Annotated in this window: 21 protein-coding genes; 2 read left to right on the forward strand and 19 right to left on the reverse strand. The window is 40.1% G+C overall.

Annotated elements, in window-relative coordinates:
• Nucleotides 1-39 precede the first annotated feature (39 nt).
• Nucleotides 40-645, forward strand: coding sequence for a TetR family transcriptional regulator (locus PAEVO_RS08140; RefSeq protein ID WP_100537103.1), 606 nt, complete (start codon nucleotides 40-42; stop codon nucleotides 643-645).
• A gap of 268 nt (nucleotides 646-913) precedes the next feature.
• On the opposite strand, the gene PAEVO_RS08145 is transcribed toward PAEVO_RS08140, so the two are convergent.
• The 16 genes from PAEVO_RS08145 to PAEVO_RS08210 form a co-directional block, all read right to left on the reverse strand.
• Nucleotides 914-1,537, reverse strand: a complete 624-nt coding sequence (locus PAEVO_RS08145) for an AAA family ATPase (protein ID WP_100537104.1) — start codon at nucleotides 1,535-1,537, stop codon at nucleotides 914-916.
• A gap of 151 nt (nucleotides 1,538-1,688) precedes the next feature.
• Nucleotides 1,689-2,192, reverse strand: coding sequence for an IS200/IS605 family transposase (gene tnpA, locus PAEVO_RS08150; protein ID WP_411830446.1), 504 nt, complete (start codon nucleotides 2,190-2,192; stop codon nucleotides 1,689-1,691).
• A gap of 348 nt (nucleotides 2,193-2,540) precedes the next feature.
• Nucleotides 2,541-2,648, reverse strand: a complete 108-nt coding sequence (locus PAEVO_RS34605) for a zinc-binding dehydrogenase (RefSeq protein WP_100537105.1) — start codon at nucleotides 2,646-2,648, stop codon at nucleotides 2,541-2,543.
• Nucleotides 2,649-2,827: 179 nt separating this feature from the next.
• Complete coding sequence (locus PAEVO_RS33460) at nucleotides 2,828-3,076, reverse strand: hypothetical protein (RefSeq protein WP_133120308.1); 249 nt, start codon at nucleotides 3,074-3,076, stop codon at nucleotides 2,828-2,830.
• Between the two features lie 206 nt (nucleotides 3,077-3,282).
• On the reverse strand, nucleotides 3,283-3,981 hold the full coding sequence (locus PAEVO_RS08160; protein ID WP_100537106.1) for a hypothetical protein: 699 nt from the start codon (nucleotides 3,979-3,981) through the stop codon (nucleotides 3,283-3,285).
• Nucleotides 3,953-4,411, reverse strand: a complete 459-nt coding sequence (locus PAEVO_RS08165; protein WP_100537107.1) for a hypothetical protein — start codon at nucleotides 4,409-4,411, stop codon at nucleotides 3,953-3,955. Before PAEVO_RS08165 ends, PAEVO_RS08160 begins: the two co-directional genes overlap by 29 nt.
• A gap of 64 nt (nucleotides 4,412-4,475) precedes the next feature.
• Nucleotides 4,476-5,255 (reverse strand): hypothetical protein, encoded by a 780-nt coding sequence (locus PAEVO_RS08170; protein WP_100537108.1) that lies wholly within the window; start codon nucleotides 5,253-5,255, stop codon nucleotides 4,476-4,478.
• 21 nt (nucleotides 5,256-5,276) lie between these two features.
• The gene (locus PAEVO_RS08175; protein ID WP_100537109.1) at nucleotides 5,277-5,462 is read right to left on the reverse strand and encodes a hypothetical protein; all 186 of its coding nucleotides are present in this window, start codon (nucleotides 5,460-5,462) and stop codon (nucleotides 5,277-5,279) included.
• Between the two features lie 666 nt (nucleotides 5,463-6,128).
• Nucleotides 6,129-6,377 (reverse strand): IS3 family transposase, encoded by a 249-nt coding sequence (locus tag PAEVO_RS34860; RefSeq protein ID WP_481856488.1) that lies wholly within the window; start codon nucleotides 6,375-6,377, stop codon nucleotides 6,129-6,131.
• 245 nt (nucleotides 6,378-6,622) lie between these two features.
• On the reverse strand, nucleotides 6,623-6,880 hold the full coding sequence (locus tag PAEVO_RS33465) for a hypothetical protein (RefSeq protein ID WP_133120309.1): 258 nt from the start codon (nucleotides 6,878-6,880) through the stop codon (nucleotides 6,623-6,625).
• Between the two features lie 1,490 nt (nucleotides 6,881-8,370).
• Nucleotides 8,371-8,961 carry an RNA polymerase sigma factor gene (locus tag PAEVO_RS08185; protein WP_165789633.1) on the reverse strand — a complete coding sequence of 197 codons (591 nt, stop codon included), beginning with the start codon at nucleotides 8,959-8,961 and terminating at the stop codon, nucleotides 8,371-8,373.
• A 511-nt stretch (nucleotides 8,962-9,472) separates the two neighbouring features.
• Nucleotides 9,473-10,210: a fatty acid desaturase family protein gene (locus PAEVO_RS08190; protein ID WP_243390681.1), complete on the reverse strand. Its 738-nt coding sequence runs from the start codon at nucleotides 10,208-10,210 to the stop codon at nucleotides 9,473-9,475.
• A gap of 325 nt (nucleotides 10,211-10,535) precedes the next feature.
• Nucleotides 10,536-10,988: a carboxymuconolactone decarboxylase family protein gene (locus PAEVO_RS08195; RefSeq protein WP_411829508.1), complete on the reverse strand. Its 453-nt coding sequence runs from the start codon at nucleotides 10,986-10,988 to the stop codon at nucleotides 10,536-10,538.
• Between the two features lie 166 nt (nucleotides 10,989-11,154).
• On the reverse strand, nucleotides 11,155-11,442 hold the full coding sequence (locus PAEVO_RS08200) for a putative quinol monooxygenase (protein ID WP_243390682.1): 288 nt from the start codon (nucleotides 11,440-11,442) through the stop codon (nucleotides 11,155-11,157).
• Between the two features lie 20 nt (nucleotides 11,443-11,462).
• Nucleotides 11,463-12,458, reverse strand: coding sequence for a helix-turn-helix transcriptional regulator (locus PAEVO_RS08205; RefSeq protein ID WP_100537112.1), 996 nt, complete (start codon nucleotides 12,456-12,458; stop codon nucleotides 11,463-11,465).
• Between the two features lie 44 nt (nucleotides 12,459-12,502).
• Entirely contained in the window at nucleotides 12,503-13,084 is a 582-nt protein-coding gene (locus PAEVO_RS08210; RefSeq protein ID WP_100537113.1) for a YdeI/OmpD-associated family protein, read from the reverse strand.
• Nucleotides 13,085-13,697: 613 nt separating this feature from the next.
• On the opposite strand from PAEVO_RS08210, the gene PAEVO_RS08215 reads away from it, so the two are divergent.
• Nucleotides 13,698-14,450: a hypothetical protein gene (locus PAEVO_RS08215; RefSeq protein ID WP_243390683.1), complete on the forward strand. Its 753-nt coding sequence runs from the start codon at nucleotides 13,698-13,700 to the stop codon at nucleotides 14,448-14,450.
• 50 nt (nucleotides 14,451-14,500) lie between these two features.
• Here the strand turns inward: PAEVO_RS08215 and PAEVO_RS08220 are convergent, their stop codons facing one another.
• From PAEVO_RS08220 to PAEVO_RS08230, 3 genes are read right to left on the reverse strand one after another with little or no spacing between them, the layout of a single operon-like run.
• Complete coding sequence (locus PAEVO_RS08220; RefSeq protein ID WP_100537114.1) at nucleotides 14,501-15,604, reverse strand: sensor histidine kinase; 1,104 nt, start codon at nucleotides 15,602-15,604, stop codon at nucleotides 14,501-14,503.
• Entirely contained in the window at nucleotides 15,604-16,314 is a 711-nt protein-coding gene (locus PAEVO_RS08225) for a response regulator transcription factor (protein WP_100537115.1), read from the reverse strand. The genes PAEVO_RS08220 and PAEVO_RS08225 overlap by 1 nt, the downstream gene beginning before the upstream one ends.
• Nucleotides 16,314-16,949, reverse strand: a complete 636-nt coding sequence (locus PAEVO_RS08230) for a DedA family protein (protein WP_326118389.1) — start codon at nucleotides 16,947-16,949, stop codon at nucleotides 16,314-16,316. Before PAEVO_RS08230 ends, PAEVO_RS08225 begins: the two co-directional genes overlap by 1 nt.
• Nucleotides 16,950-16,992: the final 43 nt, after the last annotated feature.

The following is a 16,992-nucleotide window of genomic DNA, read 5'->3' on the forward strand; positions in this document are numbered from 1 at the left end:
TCCCAGCTGCGGAATCGCGAGACAAGGAGATGGTGTGGGATGGGTTTAGTGAACCCGAATGATCCTCGAGCGAAGCGAACGAGGAAATATATTCAGAAAGCATTTACGGATTTGCTTGTAGAAATGGACTTCGAAGACCTCTCGATTCAGGATATTATGGATCGTGCTGAACTGAACCGAGCAACATTTTATAACCATTATCAAGATAAATATGAATTGCTTGAGTTGACCATGACCAGCGCATTTACGGAGATTCTATCTACATGGATTCCTCCCGGTACACGAATGCAGGGCACAGTGCTGTTGCGCAATCTAATGCTGGCGGTTTGTGAGTGGCAGATTGAAACGACGAAGCAGCTGAATGCACGGCGGACCCTTTCGCAGGCGATGGAGGACAATGCCAAGCAACAACTGTACAATGTCATCATCTCTTGTATGGCGCATGTCAAAGACCTGCCGGCGGAAGAGCAGCGAAGAATGGAATGGGTCGCGACGATGATCAGTTGGTCAATTTATGGGGTGGTTGCGAAGTGGAGTCAACGGCAGGAAGAGCCGGCGGAACAATTCATCGAGCATGTTCTGCCTTTCCTGATGTCGAACTTGCATACGCTTAATCTGCAAGACTCAAAAGAGGAGTCGGGGTAGTCCAAGCTGAACTGATTTTCTTTCAAACAAAATGAAATCGAAAATAGTATTGTTTTCCACCTTTCAGCTCAATAATTTATCTTTTTCTTGTAAATCTTTTAGTGTGCATTCTCACTCTTTACTCCGTAACCGTTCGTCCGCTCCCTTTCATTCATAAAATACACCAAATAATAAAAAAGTACAATTCTGCTCGTTACTTCAACAAAAGCAGCTGATCACATTGATCAGCTGCTTTCTTATTTTGATCGTGCTATCGTTTCCCGATAGCTTAAAGAAGGTTAGAGTTTGTACCTTTAACAAATGAAATCATATCACTTTCTATTTGCTGTAAAACACTGTTCCTGTCTCGTGAAACATCATAATAAGTGATGTTGTACTTCTTTAGTAATCCCTCCAATTCTTTATTTCTCCTATACAATGCCTCAGCATAATTGCGCAGTTCAATATCGCTAAGATAATAACTCCAATCTAAAATGTTGTCATATTTCTTCATGTTTGCGTAAATTTCTTCTTCGTTTCTGTTTGGATAACATATTCCGACCACAATGAAATCATCTTTACTAAAATGCTTGAAATATTCATTTAGGTCTAAATCGCTGCCCTCGATGACATAGTTTATGCCCTTTTTTCTTGGGACATCATCATTCAGTTCTTTTAGATATTCTATTAGAAATGGATTGAATTCATTATACTCCAATATACCTACGGGGTTCTTTTCTAATTTGATGTTAGGCAAAGCTTTCTTCATTGCTTCTACAATAGGGTCAAGCTGTACTAAACTGTAGTTAAGTTTTTTACTTATTTCAAATGCTACTGTAGATTTCCCTGACCTTGGAATACCCGTAATAATTATATTCCTGTTTGTTTCATGCAGATATTTTATTCTCGACATATAAGTGCCCCCAGTTGGTTTACCATTTACTTTTATACCTCATTTATTAGTTCGTTCAACCCCATTTCGTTACCTCTAATTTCTAGAGTAATCTGCCCGTTAGTTTAATAAAAAGGCGTCTAATCATCTTTGTTTGCCGCCGTTGATGAAATCATATCGGGAATGTAACAATGTTCTTGTCATCCGTCGGGAATGTTATCAAGTTCTTGTCATTGTGTTTTGACAAGAACTTGATAACATAAATATAAAAAGCCGCATAATCAGCAGCTTCTAATGTAACTATGTTTTTGTCACCCGACACTAAACCTACTGTACTCACATAATATCCTTCTGCCCAAAATTTTCGATTCCCGTATTTATATTTTAGTTGTGCATGCTTCTCGAAGATGATTAACGAACTTTTCCCCTTTAGATATCCCATGAATGATGAGACTGAAATTTTCGGCGGGATAGCCACCAACATATGGACCTGATCGGGCATCATGTGGCCTTCTATAATTTCTACTCCTTTGTACTTACATAAGCGTTTGAAAATTTCTATTAAGTCTCTTCTTACTTGATTATAGATCTCTTTCCGTCTATACTTCGGGGTAAATACAATGTGGTATTTACACATCCACTTTGTGTGAGCTAGGCTGTAGCTCTTGGTTGCCATTTGAGACCATTCCTTTCTTTGAGCCTGAACATCTCAATTTTATTGGAATGGTCTCAGTGGTCAAACCCTCAATCCCTCCACCCGCATAGCGGGTGGTTTTTTGTTTCGCGCGTTTCACGCACTCAACTGGCTAAAGCCATAACAAAAAAGCCGCTAAATTAGCGACTTTCAATTGGACATGTTCTTGTCCCTCGACAAAAAGTAAATTAATCTAAGCAAGGATCCTGTCATCATGCAGAATCAGCATTCCTGATTATTTATTCCAGAACTCACTTTTCATTAATACCTACATTTTCTCGAATCATAGATGGTTAAAATGTTCGTATACATAGCCACTAAGCATAGGAGTTACTTTATTTTAATGACTACCTTTCCTTTTGCACTTCCGCCTTGCAGGTACGAGAATGCTTGCGCAGTCTCTTCCAAATGATACACTTTATCGATAACTGGCTTAATTTGGCAACCGGTACAGTACCGAACTCATTTTGAGAAAGCTGCCTAATGAAATAACCGTGTCTAACTTTTGGGGGTCACTTCACTTTCATTGAGACCATGTTCTTGTCCCTCGACACCTATGGCATGCGATAACTTTTTTGCTTTTCAATGTTAAAGTTTTGGATGTCTACTTGACAGGGCTATGACCAGCTTTGCGCATGCAAAGAAAAATAGTAACCGCCAACGCTTACAAGTACTCCTAATACTTTTCCAGTAAAAGGTCCGCCTATAAAGGAAGCAAGTACACCTGCTACTGCAGAGGCAGTGGTATATAATATCTCAGTCGAATTTTTTACTGCTCCTTTATATACAAAACCAGCTGCTAATACTTGTTGTGAGGAATTGAGATCTTCTTGAATGGGTTCAACTTCTTTAATTATATAATTCACTTCGAATATAGTAATTGTCGTATTGAACTAATTTAGAACCATCTGTAAAAGTGACAGAGTTCTTTGTCCTTATTATGAAGAAGAAGTGCCCTCTCAGCCTAATGCTGGGGGCACTCTTTCATATCTGACATGGATATCGTATACTTGTTGTTAAATGAACTTGTAGCTATGATTCCAACAAAATATTCTACTGTACTCCTAACTTATTACTCTACATTATTTTGCTCTGGTAAATAATGTACTTTAGCATTATTTGGTATAATGGGGGTTATCAACTTAGTATTAATAATATTCTTTTGATTATTAAGATCAGTGTAATCTATTATCCTATAAGCCTTTTGTAAAACATCTCCACTATCTCTTTTTTCATATTTTATAACTTGGTTTTTAAAATTCATCCAATAAGATACGTTATTTTGTTGATCTTTTAAAATCTTGACTCCTTCTTCATTTTCCATGGTACGCAACGACGGATTACGGGATAATTCATCTTTTATTCTTTCAGTCAATTGGGGTTGAATAAATACATTAGCCTCAACCTGTTTCCCATCATTATTTTTCGAAATAATGTAAGAGTCTACCTGGGGAATATATTCTGTAGTAGTATCACCATTATAAATCATATAATAATTATTGTTCTGCATTTGTCCATCAATACTTCTTAACTCTTTTCGCCAATGGCCGTTATCATTTCTCCAATAATCCCAAATAAATATTTTCCGAACACCATCAATATTTACTATCTCCTCAATAGATAGATGTGAGTTTTCCCATTTAATTTCAATGTCAGATTGTTCATCAGCATTGGTATTATTTGTATTAAAACACAAAACTACCATGACAATAATTGTTAATACTAATCCGATTCTTCTATTCTTAAACGTTCTCCCAATAAGTATCTTCATACCAGTAATAATCCTCCTTTATACCACTATTATTAATATAAGTATCTAAGTTTTTGACCCTCATCCTTAAGTAATTATCGCCTTTATAGATATGTTCAGTGGTATTAATTGAGTTATCATAATCAGTTGTTTTAGTACTGCCAGAATATTGAAATATAATGTCTTGATCTTGATCCCATATATTGAAATATTCAAGTCTAGAGTTTTTTACTGTTGACCAACCAAAATAAAATTTTTGATGTGCATGCGGAACACTCCACCAAGAAGCATCTTTACTCACTAAATAAATATTCATTTTACTATAAAGATTACTGCCAGGAGATGTTTCAAAATATAAACGCTTATCATAATCTATTTCATGTGCACTGGCATAAGAAATTGAGAACAAGAACATCAACATTGTGGTCAAAGATAATTTCAAAAACCTCATTTAAAATCATCACCTTTAAGATTATTTGTTGCTCAGGGAGGAAGTAGATAGCATAGAACTTTAATTATGTTGACTCAAAACCATATTTTAGTCTTACTTCAAACTCCCATTTTAAGCCAGAGTCTCTCATCAGGATCATATGTGTGCCACCTTCTTGACCCATTCCCACTGTAGAAATCACATATTCGTCTGCCCAGGATGGAATTAGTGAATAATATTTATTTTCAGAAAGTATATTTACTTCTTTATGCGTCCATTTTATTAAATCTCCATCAAAAGTTTCTCCAACTGCTTCGGCCCATACTACTGGTTCAGTAATTCGGACATCGTTGGATATTCTTTCATAATTCCCTTCCCATTTTGATATTCTATAAAAAGTGTTACCACCTTTTTCAAGTTCACCTTCATAATACGCTCTAGCAGTTGATCTAACACTTATTGAGCCATCTTCTCTTGTCTTTGGATCAATTATTGCATTAGCAATGAAATCGCTCTCATAAACCTCTGAAAAAGTAGTTACTCTGTATAAATATGATTCCTCACCTGTCAATGAATTCCTCAGTTTGTGAGTTTTTTCAATTGCAGTGTAAACCGGTAACTCATTTCCGTTAAGAAAGCTTGTAACTTCTGTTTGAATGGTCGTTGGTGAATCAATAGTTGCTTCTTGACGTAGGATATTCATGTCATCAATAACATCATAAGATTCGAGAATGATCCTATTATTAAGTTCCGGAATATCAGTTTCAACATTTGAATCTTTTTCTTGTGCATGTGTGGACAATACAAATAGATTTGTAGACATTAATATAAACATAATTAAAACAAATGTTAATAATTTCTTCATTTATTAGTCCTCCTTAGAAAATTACTTTTTCAGGAAAAAAATAAGGAATATAATGATTATCGCTATCAGAGTAGTCAAGCATCCTGTTTGATGGCCAATGATTGCTTTTCCAATTGATTGAGAAAAATTTAAAATCGCATTTTTTTCATACTCCTTCCCTAGTTTTTTTTCAAGTTCCTCTCGTTCATTATCTCGATTGTTATTCACATTTACTCCCTCCCTGAGTTTCTGGTATTATAAGTTAATTAAATGTATAATCAAACCTCTGAAAATCAAGATCATCCTAATATAACAGACTAAATACTGGCATATCCTAACATATTCTAATATTCCCTTAATTATCCTAAATAATGTTAAATTATGATCAAATTCATAATATTTTATAATACTTCGTTGTACGGTAGTTACTGATATCTCTTAAGTGTTCGAGGCTTGATGAGTGGATGTATCGGTATACGAACAAACCGATTGATCGAAAATAAAGCCCCAATCTGCCAAACTGTTTACCGCCGACACGGCATATAACTTGGCGTCTCCAAATAAACTAACTGCTGTGATGAAGCCAGCAATGATCATGTTTTTCTCAGGGGCTTCTCCGATTCACCATCATCCTCCCTTTTTAATTTTGATCCGTGGGACAAATACATTTGACGCTACCAGCTGCTTCACGAACATCTACCACATCACCTGGTTGAAATTTAACTTGTTGATCAAATGGAAGCGGGGTCCAGCTACCGCCATTTAGTGAATATTCTGCTACACTACTTGTGGTCCATAGATAATCGCTTTCTGAAATTGCATGTGTACCTTGGAAGTGAATAAGAAGCTTTTGAACTTAACCCTGTCAAGTAGACAAGCCTTAAAAAGGCAGCCTTAAGCAACCTTAGTTCGGAACTCAATTGGACTAAGGTTGTTTAGTTTTTGTTGAAAACGTTCGTGGTTGTAAAAATAGATATATTGTTCAATCGCCATAATAAGCTCTTCCTCGGTCGGACCTTCCTCCAGGAACATCGCAACAGCCTTGCGCTTGAATTCGATGTCATATGTCTTTCGTATTTCGCCCATGAAAGTAGACTTTAATGCGCTTTTTACACACTGTCTACTTAAAGGGGATAATATCATTTTAGCGACTTTCTATGGGACCATGTTCTTGTCCCTCGACACTTGTATTGGCCTCTAAGTGAGCTCCCCACGGACGAGGGGTAAAAAATGCTGATAGCGAGAAGCAGATTTTGTTCCAAAACTCGTATGATCCTCCCGATCATCTTATCACTCCATTCGTGAATGCTATATAAATATTCCACGGCAGCTGATCAATCTGACCAAGCTGCCTTCTCATCTTTATTCAACTAACGTTTCCCGTAAGCTTAATGACCGCGAATATTAAAATTTCTATAGAGTCCATACAAAAACGAAACAATTCCAATAACCAGAAAAGGGATTACAAAAACATTATCTTTGAGATCCACCCATGGTTCACTCAAAGATCCGTTACCAGAAAAAGATGCTAATCCTTGTGCTGATAGTCCACTAGCAATCCAGTTTGCACATCGTTCCAAGGTATACAGAATACCAGAAAAGATCACAAATATTATTCCAGTAATTTTATAAAACTTTCCTTTCACTTAATCACTCCTTTTGCATTATCTTTCCTTCTTGATGCTAAGCCCATTTATACGCTTACTCTAAATAACGAAAAGAGACAAGCATTAGTTACACACCAATTCACACTAAACTGCCCGTTAGCTTAATAAAAAGGCGTCTGCTGCCTTCGATGAAATCATATGTAACAATGTTCTTGTCATCAGTCGGGAATGTTATCAAGTTCTTGTCATTTTGTTTTGACAAGAACTTGATAACATAAATATAAAAAGCCGCATAATTAGTTAGCGGCTTCTAAATGTTACTATGTTTTTGTCACCCAACAGCCCAGTATTCTCTTAGAACTAAACAATAAAAAAACAAACCACATGGAGCGGTACACTCGCATGTGGTGTTTACAGCACTACAACTCAGCCATCTAGGACTTTATCAATTTTTGATCTTCAAATATAAACACTCTCTCGCAAGTACTGCACAACCAAACATCATTCAAGTTCGATATAATGCTATACAAACTCAGGCATACTTCACCAGAAGGGGTACTCTCAATTTAAATTTTTCATAACTAGATTTTCAGGTTATTTGTAAGTTTAACGACCATTGCATCTCCTTAAGGATGTACTGAAAGTTTCTATTGCTCAATGTAGCCACATTTATATCATAATCCAACAATGTGGTCACTTTTGTGCATTTTTTCATGACACAATTTTGAATACATAAAAACAAAAAAAGCCCGATTAATCAGACTTTTCAGCATTATTGAATGTAGACACTTTTGTCTCATTAGACATCACTCACACACTAGATTCGTTTTTTTGTACCATCACAAATCATGAAAGATAATCTTTCAAATGTTTGCTTGGCTCTTAATATTAAAACTATCCACCACATTATCGTTCTTCTTCTATTGATGACATGCCATTTTCTCTGTGATTTACCTATGCGATTACCTTTCGAAAATAAAAATCTAATGCATTTCGACGAAAGTTGGAGTTCAGACTTCTTCAGTCAGAACGCCAATTCTAATGTAATATGTTTAGGAGGGTTCGTTATGCGCGCTTACGGTATTTTTTGATACTAGTTCAGAGTGATACTATCAAGCTCGGCATATCCACTTGAACCTTTTGCTAGTCTTATGATGTTATCTCTAGTAGTTAGATTCACATTCACATTTATAGTAGTGAATTCCCCCCATCCTGTGGTTGGAGGGTAAGTAACCGCTGAACAAGGGCCACCGTTGTAGCAAAGGTTTTGTGACGAATTTGCTCCAGTACCATTAGCATATCGGATTGTCATCTCCCCGGCATGTCACGCCAAAAGATTAAAACGACCGTCTGTAGAATCGACTCTTTGTAATTGTCATTTGCGAAATGGCATTCCAAATCCTATCATCACGAACTATAAGATATTTCTCATGATTATATTCATATTTCCTGCTTTGACTAAGATTGCAAAAAAGAGTACCTTTAATCGGTTTTTACCGAATAGAAGGTACTCTTTTTTCTGCTCAATGTCAAAATACAATAAAAACATACGGAATCCTAAGGTTAAGGCATCTCCAAGCTCCAGTAGCTCTCCGGATCCACGTTTTCAAGACCCGGAATTGGCTTGCGCGCACTTGATTCACCTCAATGCCGGCAATAGCGGCAATTTCGTCATAGCTTAGTTCATTCGTATATCGCAGCAGCAGCACGATCCGATATTTATCCGGCAGCTGCTGCAGTAATTGCTGTACTTCCCCGCCGGTTTCCTTGCGGAGATAAGCCGATTCCGGCGTTTCGGTGTGATGATGCTGCACCCGGATCAGCACATCAGCTTCTACCGGCTCAGGCTTTTTTCTCCGCCCCGCATCCTTCATCACATTCACGGCGATGGCGTACAGCCATGAGGCGAAGTTCGATTCCTCCCTGAAGCCCGCCAGCTTGCGGTAAGCTCTCAGAAAAGCCTCCTGCGTGTAGTCCTGGGCATCCTGCGGGCTAGCACCCAGGCCTCGTAATAGGCCGTATATTTTATTTTTGTGCGTATCCACCAGCTGTGTAAAGCTCCTCTTGTCGCCAGCCAGTACTTGACTGACCAGCGTAACGTCCTGTGACGGGTCTGCCATAACCATCCTCCCTGCTCATCATCTGAACTTCATATATTATAGACGGATGTCCTTTGCCGTTTCTCTCACTTAAAAAAAGAGCCCTCTTAGAGTCCCTTCCTGGTTATTCCATTATACTGCCCGTTAGTTGAACAAAAGCAGCCGATCACAATGATCAGCTGCCATCTTATTTTGACGTTAGCTTAAAGAATTAGAGAAGTGTAAATATATAAAAACTTATCTAATCGGTAATCGGAATATGTTCTTGTCCTTTACGGCAATCGGTACAAGTTCTTGTCCTCGGCTCGGGACAAGAACTTGTACCGATAAAACAAAAAAGCCGCTATTTTAGCGACTTTCTATGGGACTATGTTCTTGTCCCCCGACAGATGACAAGAACTTGATAACATTCCCCACTTAACTTATCCCTTTATAAACTGAACAAAAGCAGCCGATCCACGTTGATCGGCTGCCTGTTCTTATTGAGCTATCGTTCCCCGTTAGTTGAATAGGAGATCGCTGTTTTATCCACTTAACCAGCCTGACCAAAAAAATAAAAGAATCCTATAAGCAGAAATGTTAGGATTATCCATATAAATAAGGTCTTCAATTTAGGCTTAGGTCCCTCTGTAAGAACTTTAAATCCTAATGGTAATAATGCGACACAAAGCCCCGCAGTCGCAATGAAAGAAAATGTCGTGCTACCTTTTAGAACACCAAGAGGAAGTGTCGACATAAGGGCTAGTGCAACACATTGATAGATCTTCAATACACCAGATCTATACGAGCCGATTGCGAGGACGATCCATCCGATCATAATGGCAAGATTAAAAGTCTTAAAAATATGAAATGCACCGTAAGAATTAGCAATCACTTTTGTTGCGATATCCACGTTTTGTTGGCGAACCAATTGGAAAGCAAGATGATCAATACCCGCATGAAATGTGCGAGTAAGTAAACCAAAGATTGCGAATGTTGCACCCCAGAATGCCCAACCTGGTCTTTTAATGCTAATCATTTTTGAAAGTAAAATTACGGCAGGCAGCAAAAGAATATTTCCAGCTGCGAAAGCACTATATGATGCGATAATTATTGTAGGATGTTCCTTAAATGCTACAAGTTGATCTGGAAAGAAAAAATTAAACTTATACCGAAGTGCCACACCAACCATAAGTAATAAAGGTCCTAGAATTAATGCAACCCCACCTATCCACCTTCCAGGAAAGTCATTTGAAGTAACTGATGTTTTTACTTGTTCGGTATTGAGCATTTGTTTTTCTCCTTTGAATTCAATATCTGAAATTCATGATTCATTATCTACCCTAAACTTCTTTCACATACTACCATACTACCACAAAATTTATCTTGAAATATTCCACTAATCTGCCCGTTAGTTCAACGAACATTGGAGCAGAGCCGCGGTGGCCTGCTCCCTTTTCTGCTTGAGCTATCGTATCCCGTTAGTTTAATCCTTACGCTTTGACCCGACAACCTCTCCTAAATTCGTGAGCCCCCACACTCCGGCAATCCGTTAGCTTTCCACGCGAATAAGTTCAAGAATCATTGGCTGTTTTTCAGCGCCTCTTACACTTAACTCATTCTGCTTCTGGAGTGAATCCCATCGCAACCGACATCCTGTTCCAACTGTTTATCATCACGATCAACATCGTTAGATTGATGTACTGTGTTTCCGAAAAGTACTTCCTGACATTATGGTACACATGATCCGGCACTTTAAGCGACGGCAATAATGTTACATGCTCTGTAAGTTCCAATGCCGCCTTCTCCATTTCCGAGTAAAGATTGCTTTCTTCCCATGCACTGAGACAATAAAGCCGCATTTCGGATTCCCCTGATTTTCGCGCATCAGCTGAGTGATAAGATAGGCAATATACGCAGCCGTTGATTTGCGATGCCCTGATTTTGACCAGTTCGCGAAGCTTTGGATCAAGATCAGTCGACTTCGTATACGCGTCCAGCTCACCTAGAAGCTTTACTCCTTGGGGCACTAAATTCATTACCTGATTCATTTCAAATCGTGCAGCCATGGATAGACCCTTCTTTCTTGATTAAGTTTTTCTTTCTTGCTAATCATATCTCGCTATCGCTGACAGTTACGGTCAGTATTTCTATACTGGTTTTCTTTCGGCCGCTATGAAAAGAAGGGGCAGTTCCTCGAATAAGGAACTACCTCTTCTTTTCATGAACCTGACTCTAGATTCCTTTGCCGCCTACCGGCCGCAGCTTTATCGGTTCCGCGCCGGCAATCAACGGCTTGCATTTCCGGATCAACGCCAATACATTCTCATCTTGAAGAGAAGCGGCATGCGCTTCGGCGTCTCTCCAAAGCTCCGTGATCCAAACTACGTCCGGATCGTCTACCGAAACATTAATGATATACAATTCACAGCCTTCCATAGAATCAAGCTGATTGGCCGCTTCCAGCATCGTCTGTACGAGCTCGTCTCGTTGACCAGGGTGGGCAATCAATTTTCCATACATGGCGTATTTGTTCACATCGTTCATCCTTTGCTATCTGGGATTCGAACCGATAGCATCGATTCGTAATGTGCCGCAATATCGCGACTTACTTCCACTAGCCTTTCAATAAGCATGTCCGGTTCGAGAATGACCAGCGATTTCCCGTAAGGGAGAAGAAAGTAAGGAACATAGGATTCCAAAGAAGACAGGCTAAGCTTGAATAAGGCCTGTCCCTCTTTACGTTCGACAAGCGTATGGCTGAATAGCCAATGCTGGCATAAGAGATCCAGCGCCTGCTCATAGCCCCGGATCTTCACTGTTAAGAGAGATTCTGAATCCGAAGCGCCTGGCAGCAAGTTGAGCAGCAGAAAATCTTTTGCAGAGAACTCGGAAGGCCGCTCGAAATAACGATCACGCAGTGTGATTCGGGAAATGCGATCCACCCTTAAGCTGCGTATCGCCTTCCGAAGGTTGCAATACCCGACGGCATACCAACTCCCTTTCCAATGTACAATGCCGTAAGGGTCGATTTCGCGGATGCTAGGGGTCTCTCGCTTGCCGTTGTCGTACACGATCTCCACAGATCTGCCCCCAGCAGCCGCATCTTCCAAAATCCGAAGCCAATTCCTTTGCATCTCTTCGATTGGCGGATTAATGATGGTGATACCTTCCATATGGCGCTCGATTTGATCAAGCTGCTCTTCGTTCGTATAGCGCTTCAGCTTGTTAATCGCCCGATTGAGCTCATCTTTGAACGGGTAACCCGTCTCGTGAGCGAACGTTGAAGCGTGAGCTAGCGCCTTTTGCTCTTCCATATCGAACATTAGGGGGGACTCCGTGAACCGATTGAGTATTCGATAACCTCCGTTTGGCCCTGAGTCCGCTATAATGGGGACCCCGCTGGCACACAACGAATCGATGTATCGGTATACCGTACGAAGATGGATCTCCAGCTCGTTCGCGAGCTGCTTAGCGGTCATTCGTCTACCTGACCGGAGTAACCACAGAATGGACAGCATATGGTCTGCTTTGGACATCGTTCGCCATACCTTCCTTTGATGAGTTGGATATATCAAGGGCGTTAAGGATATATTTTTTCGCCTTTCTCAAGCATCTGGATGAACTGCCGGATCCGCTTCTCTCGGGTTTCTTGTTTTTTGGCGTTGTTAATTCGAAATCCGATTGAATATTTATTTTGTCTGTCGAGCGTATCGTAGAACGCCTTAGCCTGGGCATTGCGCTCCAACTCGATCGCGAAGTCCTCAGGCAGCGAGGCGATGCTTTGAGATTCGTAGGCTTTATCCCAGTTCCCGTTTTTTTTGGCCACTTCAATTGCCTGATATCCGGGAGTCTTCATTCGCCCTGTTGTAATCAGCTGTTCGGTTTTATCTTTATTGACTTTCGACCAGGTGCTCTTGGCCCCGCGCGGAGTGAACCGCTGCAGCCATGTTTTCTCATCTAACGCTTCTTTCTGACTGTCAACCCATCCGTAACATAAGGCAACATCGAGCGCTTCGTTATATGAAATCGTAACGACGCCGGAATTTTTTTTCGCAATCTGTAATCGGATGCCGGGCGAGGTATAATTATCGTCGAGCCAACTCTCAAAAGACAGTGGATCGGCAAAGGACATAACCGGCAAGTCACTCGATTTTTTTACCACATGAATCGCCTCCTGATTCAAGTGTACACAATAATTGCTGACAAGGACAGTCAGTGATTTTCGACGGGAGTTATTGGAACGAGAGCCCCTTTTTTGATCGTGCTCGTGAGAGTTAGCCCTTGGTCGCACTCGTCAAAAAAGCATATGATTATTCATAAAATGCGTACTTGTGGGATTCAAACAAGAAGCCGAGCGATGTAATTAACCTGTGTGCCGATTGGTTCTCCAAGTACGGAAAATAGACAACACTCGATCGGCGCTAAGTTGAGTATTAATTCTTAACTATAGTAAGGACGATCGTTAGCAAGCTCCTACTCCCAACTAAGTTAAGCCTCCCTCTATTCAACTATCCTGCCCTTTACTTCAATAAACAACGGCAGCCGACGTTTGGGTGGCTGCCGTGTTATATTGTTCCAGCTATCGTTCCCAGATAGCTTAACAATCAATCGATTTAACTTTCCATTATATCGGTTGTTATGATAACCATGTTCAGGTTATGTTCATGTAAAATTTCGAGTCCATTTAGCTGTCCTTAATTGAGAATTTAATTTTAAAGCTTATTTTAGTAATAGCAAGTGAGAAGCACAATTAATTTACAAGAAGGAGAATTTAGATGAAGAGTATTGTTTCGCCAAATGAAAAAATCAATGCAGAAAGCTGGTTTCCAGGTAGATGGATTGGAGGATTGTCGCTGGTACTGGGGCCGATTCTTCTTCTTGCCGGGGAACTTCTCAGGGTAAAGTACCACTTTTACTATCCTGATCAACTTGCAGCCTTTAAAGAGCAACCGACACTGATGGCGGCGTCCTATGGATTATTCGCAGCCGGCATTATTGTTATGTGGCCTGGTATCCTTGCACTTGTCAGGCTAATAGGCGCAAAAAAGCCAGGATGGGCTTTATGGGGCGGCATCCTCGCGATTATGGGACTCTTTGCGCGCATGTATCATGCCGGTGTGGATAATCTTGCTTATTGGCTAGTTCAATTCCAAGGCTTAGAGCTCGCAACTACTTTTATAAGTGAATCTTACGCATATAATTACCAGGGATTTTATGTTATCGCTACAATCCTGTTTTCCGGCATGATTGGATGGTTCGTTCTTGCGATCGGCGCTTTCCGTTCTCGCACACTCAATCTACCCTACTCAATCGCGTTGGGATTAATGGGGATACACAGTTTAGGAGTTCTCAAAGGCACCAGTTGGGACACTTTAGTTGCCGTGATTGGTCTTTGCGTTGCGTTGACGCCTCTAGGCATTAAGATTTTGCAAGACGGTCCAACACCTAGCTTATCAGTCGCAATGAAATGGTTTATCGTAATCGTTATTATCGGAGGAATTTTCTTCTTTGTTGGCCAGAATGCATAGCATCCTGTCTTCCTGCGTTTGCCTTACGGAACGTTATTCTCGAAAGCCGATCATAACGGAAGAAGGATTGTAACTGCAGTCCCTTCCCCTGGCGCGCTTTGAATGTTGATCATGCCGTGGTGCGCTGCGATAAACCGTTCTGCTATCGCCATGCCGAGTCCTGTACCGCCAATAGGTGCTTCCGTTGACGTCCCGCGATAGTATCGCTGAAAGAGGTTGTTTTTCTCATTTTCATTCATCCCGATACCATTATCAGAAATCGTAATACACAAATAATTGTTCCTTTGCACGGTCATAGTTATGATCGTTTCAGGCGGGTTATGAAGAACAGCATTTATCAATAGATTGACCAATGCTCTCCCTATTAACTTTTCGTCAAACTCGTAATATATAGATTCTTCAGCCACCTCGAATCGAATTTGCTGCTTCCGGGCTGCGGGTAGTTGACGTATATCTTCTATAACTTTTATCGCGAACGAAACGATATCTGTTCGTTTCATAGTCGGTCGTACAGCACCGCTCTCAAATCGGAATGCATCGCTTAAATCTTCGATAAGACGGTGCATATGATCGGCTTTTTCCTGTATAATCGCTATAAACTTCCTCTGTTCTTGAATGGTCCATTGGTGCTCATCGGATAGCAACATCGTCGAATATCCCTGAATATAAGAAAGTGGTGTTTTCAAGTCATGCGTCACGCCTGAAGTCCAATCTCGGCGTAAGTTCTCCAGAACCATTCGTTCGTTCTCGCTCGCGGACAAACGATCGGATAGTTGCTTCATTTTTTCGGTCAACTCGTGAAAGAGACGAAATCCCATCGGTGATTTATTTCTTCTCGATCTCGGCATTTCTAAAGCGAAATAATTCCCCTGTGATAGTCGTTCAATCCAATTCAGGTAAAAAAACAGGGGCTCACTCAGCTTGCGACCATACATAAAGGTTGTTCCGAAAAAAAACAAAGAAAAAGACAGAAGAAAAACAGATAATATAAATGAGTCATCAAATAATCCTGACCACGCCAGCCTTTCTCCGAAAAAACTTATGTCAAAACCGAACAACATTAAAAGAGTAATGGAAGACGCGACATACGAAAATAGCATGACTGCCACGATAACTGCAACATAATGAAACATTAATTTCTTTTGAAGACTCACTAGTTTGACCCCTTCGGCGAGCTAAGGAGCTTATAGCCCATTCCCCTAATGTTGACAATCCATTTCGGATCATTTGGATTTATTTCGATTTTTTGGCGTAACCGTCGGATATGAACCATCACCGTATTCTCTTCTCCAAAGCTTTCCATTCCCCAAATTCGCTCGTATAGGTGTGATACACTGAATATTTGATTTGGATTCTCGCACAGAAACAGCAATAATTCAAACTCTTTGGCCGGACAGTTGATTTCCTGCCGGTTCACCATTAATCTTCCCTCTTGCTTATACAATTGAAAGGCCCCAAAATCGTATACTTCATTGTTGGTTTTTTTTCGATCTGACATATTTTTACGGCGTAATTGAGCTTTAATTCTCGCTACTACCTCTAATGGATTAAACGGCTTAGTAATATAATCGTCGCCACCGATAGTAAGTCCCATAATTTTATCCATATCCAGAGTCCGCGCCGTCAAGAATAAAATCGGTACGCTCGTCACTTCGCGTAGACGCCGACACAGTTCGAAACCATCCAAATCGGGCAACATAATATCTAGCACGATTAGATCAAAATTCATTGCATGTACACAATCAAGCGCTTCTTGGGCCGTAGTAGCAAAAGTAACGTCCTTAAAGCCCTCTTTTGTTAAAAGGTAATTCAACATATCCAACAGCCCTGTCTCGTCATCTACCAGGAGCAATCTACAATCCATTATTGTTCGCCTCCACCGAAACGATTTTTGTGTTGACTCATTTTACGACGCTTAAGCCAAATCAGAATGAGATAGCCGCCGAAGATACATCCTACTCCAATAAATATTATTTTAATATAATTTTCCACAAGATCGAATACAGAATTCCATTGATCTCCGAATAAATAACCAATCGAAAAAAATACAATCACCCATAGGCAAGCCCCTGTATACGCATAGAGAATAACATTACGGAAAGGGACGCGAATAACGCCAATGAAATATCCGATAAATTGCCGAATCCCTGGAATAAAAAAACCGATAAGCAACAGTCTATCTCCGTATTTATTATAATAATGACGGACCTTCTGTATAGAAGAGGGCTTTAAAAGCAACAATCCACCATAGCGTTCTATTAGGGGAGCCCCCAACTTATAGCCAATGCAGTACGTAATTGTAATCCCTCCTATCGCCCCTGCTAATGCCATAAAAAAAGCTGGTACAACATCCAATACGTTTTTAAAGGATAAATATCCAGTATACGTTAACGTAGTATTTCCAGGTGGAATAGGCAGTGCTATAAAATCTAAAGGCAATCCTATCAGTAAGACCAGGTATCCGTATTGTTTAAACCATAATTCAATCATTTCCATCATGTTTATTTTACTCCTTTTGTCATTTGTCACATCACTCCCCACA

It is taken from the genome of Paenibacillus sp. GM2FR (genome assembly GCF_002803325.1).
Classification (GTDB): Bacteria; Bacillota; Bacilli; order Paenibacillales; family Paenibacillaceae; genus Paenibacillus_AQ; species Paenibacillus_AQ lautus.

Excerpts from the sequence above, each read along its gene's own strand:
- PAEVO_RS08205 (WP_100537112.1), bottom strand. The coding sequence starts at position 12,458 with ATGTCCAAAGCAGACCATATGCTGTCCATTCTGTGGTTACTCCGGTCA.
- PAEVO_RS08190 (WP_243390681.1), bottom strand. The coding sequence starts at position 10,210 with ATGCTCAATACCGAACAAGTAAAAACATCAGTTACTTCAAATGACTTT.
- PAEVO_RS08200 (WP_243390682.1), bottom strand. The coding sequence starts at position 11,442 with ATGTATGGAAAATTGATTGCCCACCCTGGTCAACGAGACGAGCTCGTA.
- PAEVO_RS08145 (WP_100537104.1), bottom strand. The coding sequence starts at position 1,537 with ATGTCGAGAATAAAATATCTGCATGAAACAAACAGGAATATAATTATT.
- PAEVO_RS34860 (WP_481856488.1), bottom strand. The coding sequence starts at position 6,377 with ATGATATTATCCCCTTTAAGTAGACAGTGTGTAAAAAGCGCATTAAAG.
- PAEVO_RS08225 (WP_100537115.1), bottom strand. The coding sequence starts at position 16,314 with ATGGATTGTAGATTGCTCCTGGTAGATGACGAGACAGGGCTGTTGGAT.
- PAEVO_RS08140 (WP_100537103.1), top strand. The coding sequence starts at position 40 with ATGGGTTTAGTGAACCCGAATGATCCTCGAGCGAAGCGAACGAGGAAA.
- PAEVO_RS08215 (WP_243390683.1), top strand. The coding sequence starts at position 13,698 with ATGAAGAGTATTGTTTCGCCAAATGAAAAAATCAATGCAGAAAGCTGG.
- PAEVO_RS08185 (WP_165789633.1), bottom strand. The coding sequence starts at position 8,961 with ATGGCAGACCCGTCACAGGACGTTACGCTGGTCAGTCAAGTACTGGCT.
- PAEVO_RS08230 (WP_326118389.1), bottom strand. The coding sequence starts at position 16,949 with ATGATGGAAATGATTGAATTATGGTTTAAACAATACGGATACCTGGTC.
- PAEVO_RS08195 (WP_411829508.1), bottom strand. The coding sequence starts at position 10,988 with ATGGCTGCACGATTTGAAATGAATCAGGTAATGAATTTAGTGCCCCAA.
- tnpA (WP_411830446.1), bottom strand. The coding sequence starts at position 2,192 with ATGGCAACCAAGAGCTACAGCCTAGCTCACACAAAGTGGATGTGTAAA.
- PAEVO_RS08160 (WP_100537106.1), bottom strand. The coding sequence starts at position 3,981 with ATGAAGATACTTATTGGGAGAACGTTTAAGAATAGAAGAATCGGATTA.
- PAEVO_RS08165 (WP_100537107.1), bottom strand. The coding sequence starts at position 4,411 with ATGAGGTTTTTGAAATTATCTTTGACCACAATGTTGATGTTCTTGTTC.
- PAEVO_RS08170 (WP_100537108.1), bottom strand. The coding sequence starts at position 5,255 with ATGAAGAAATTATTAACATTTGTTTTAATTATGTTTATATTAATGTCT.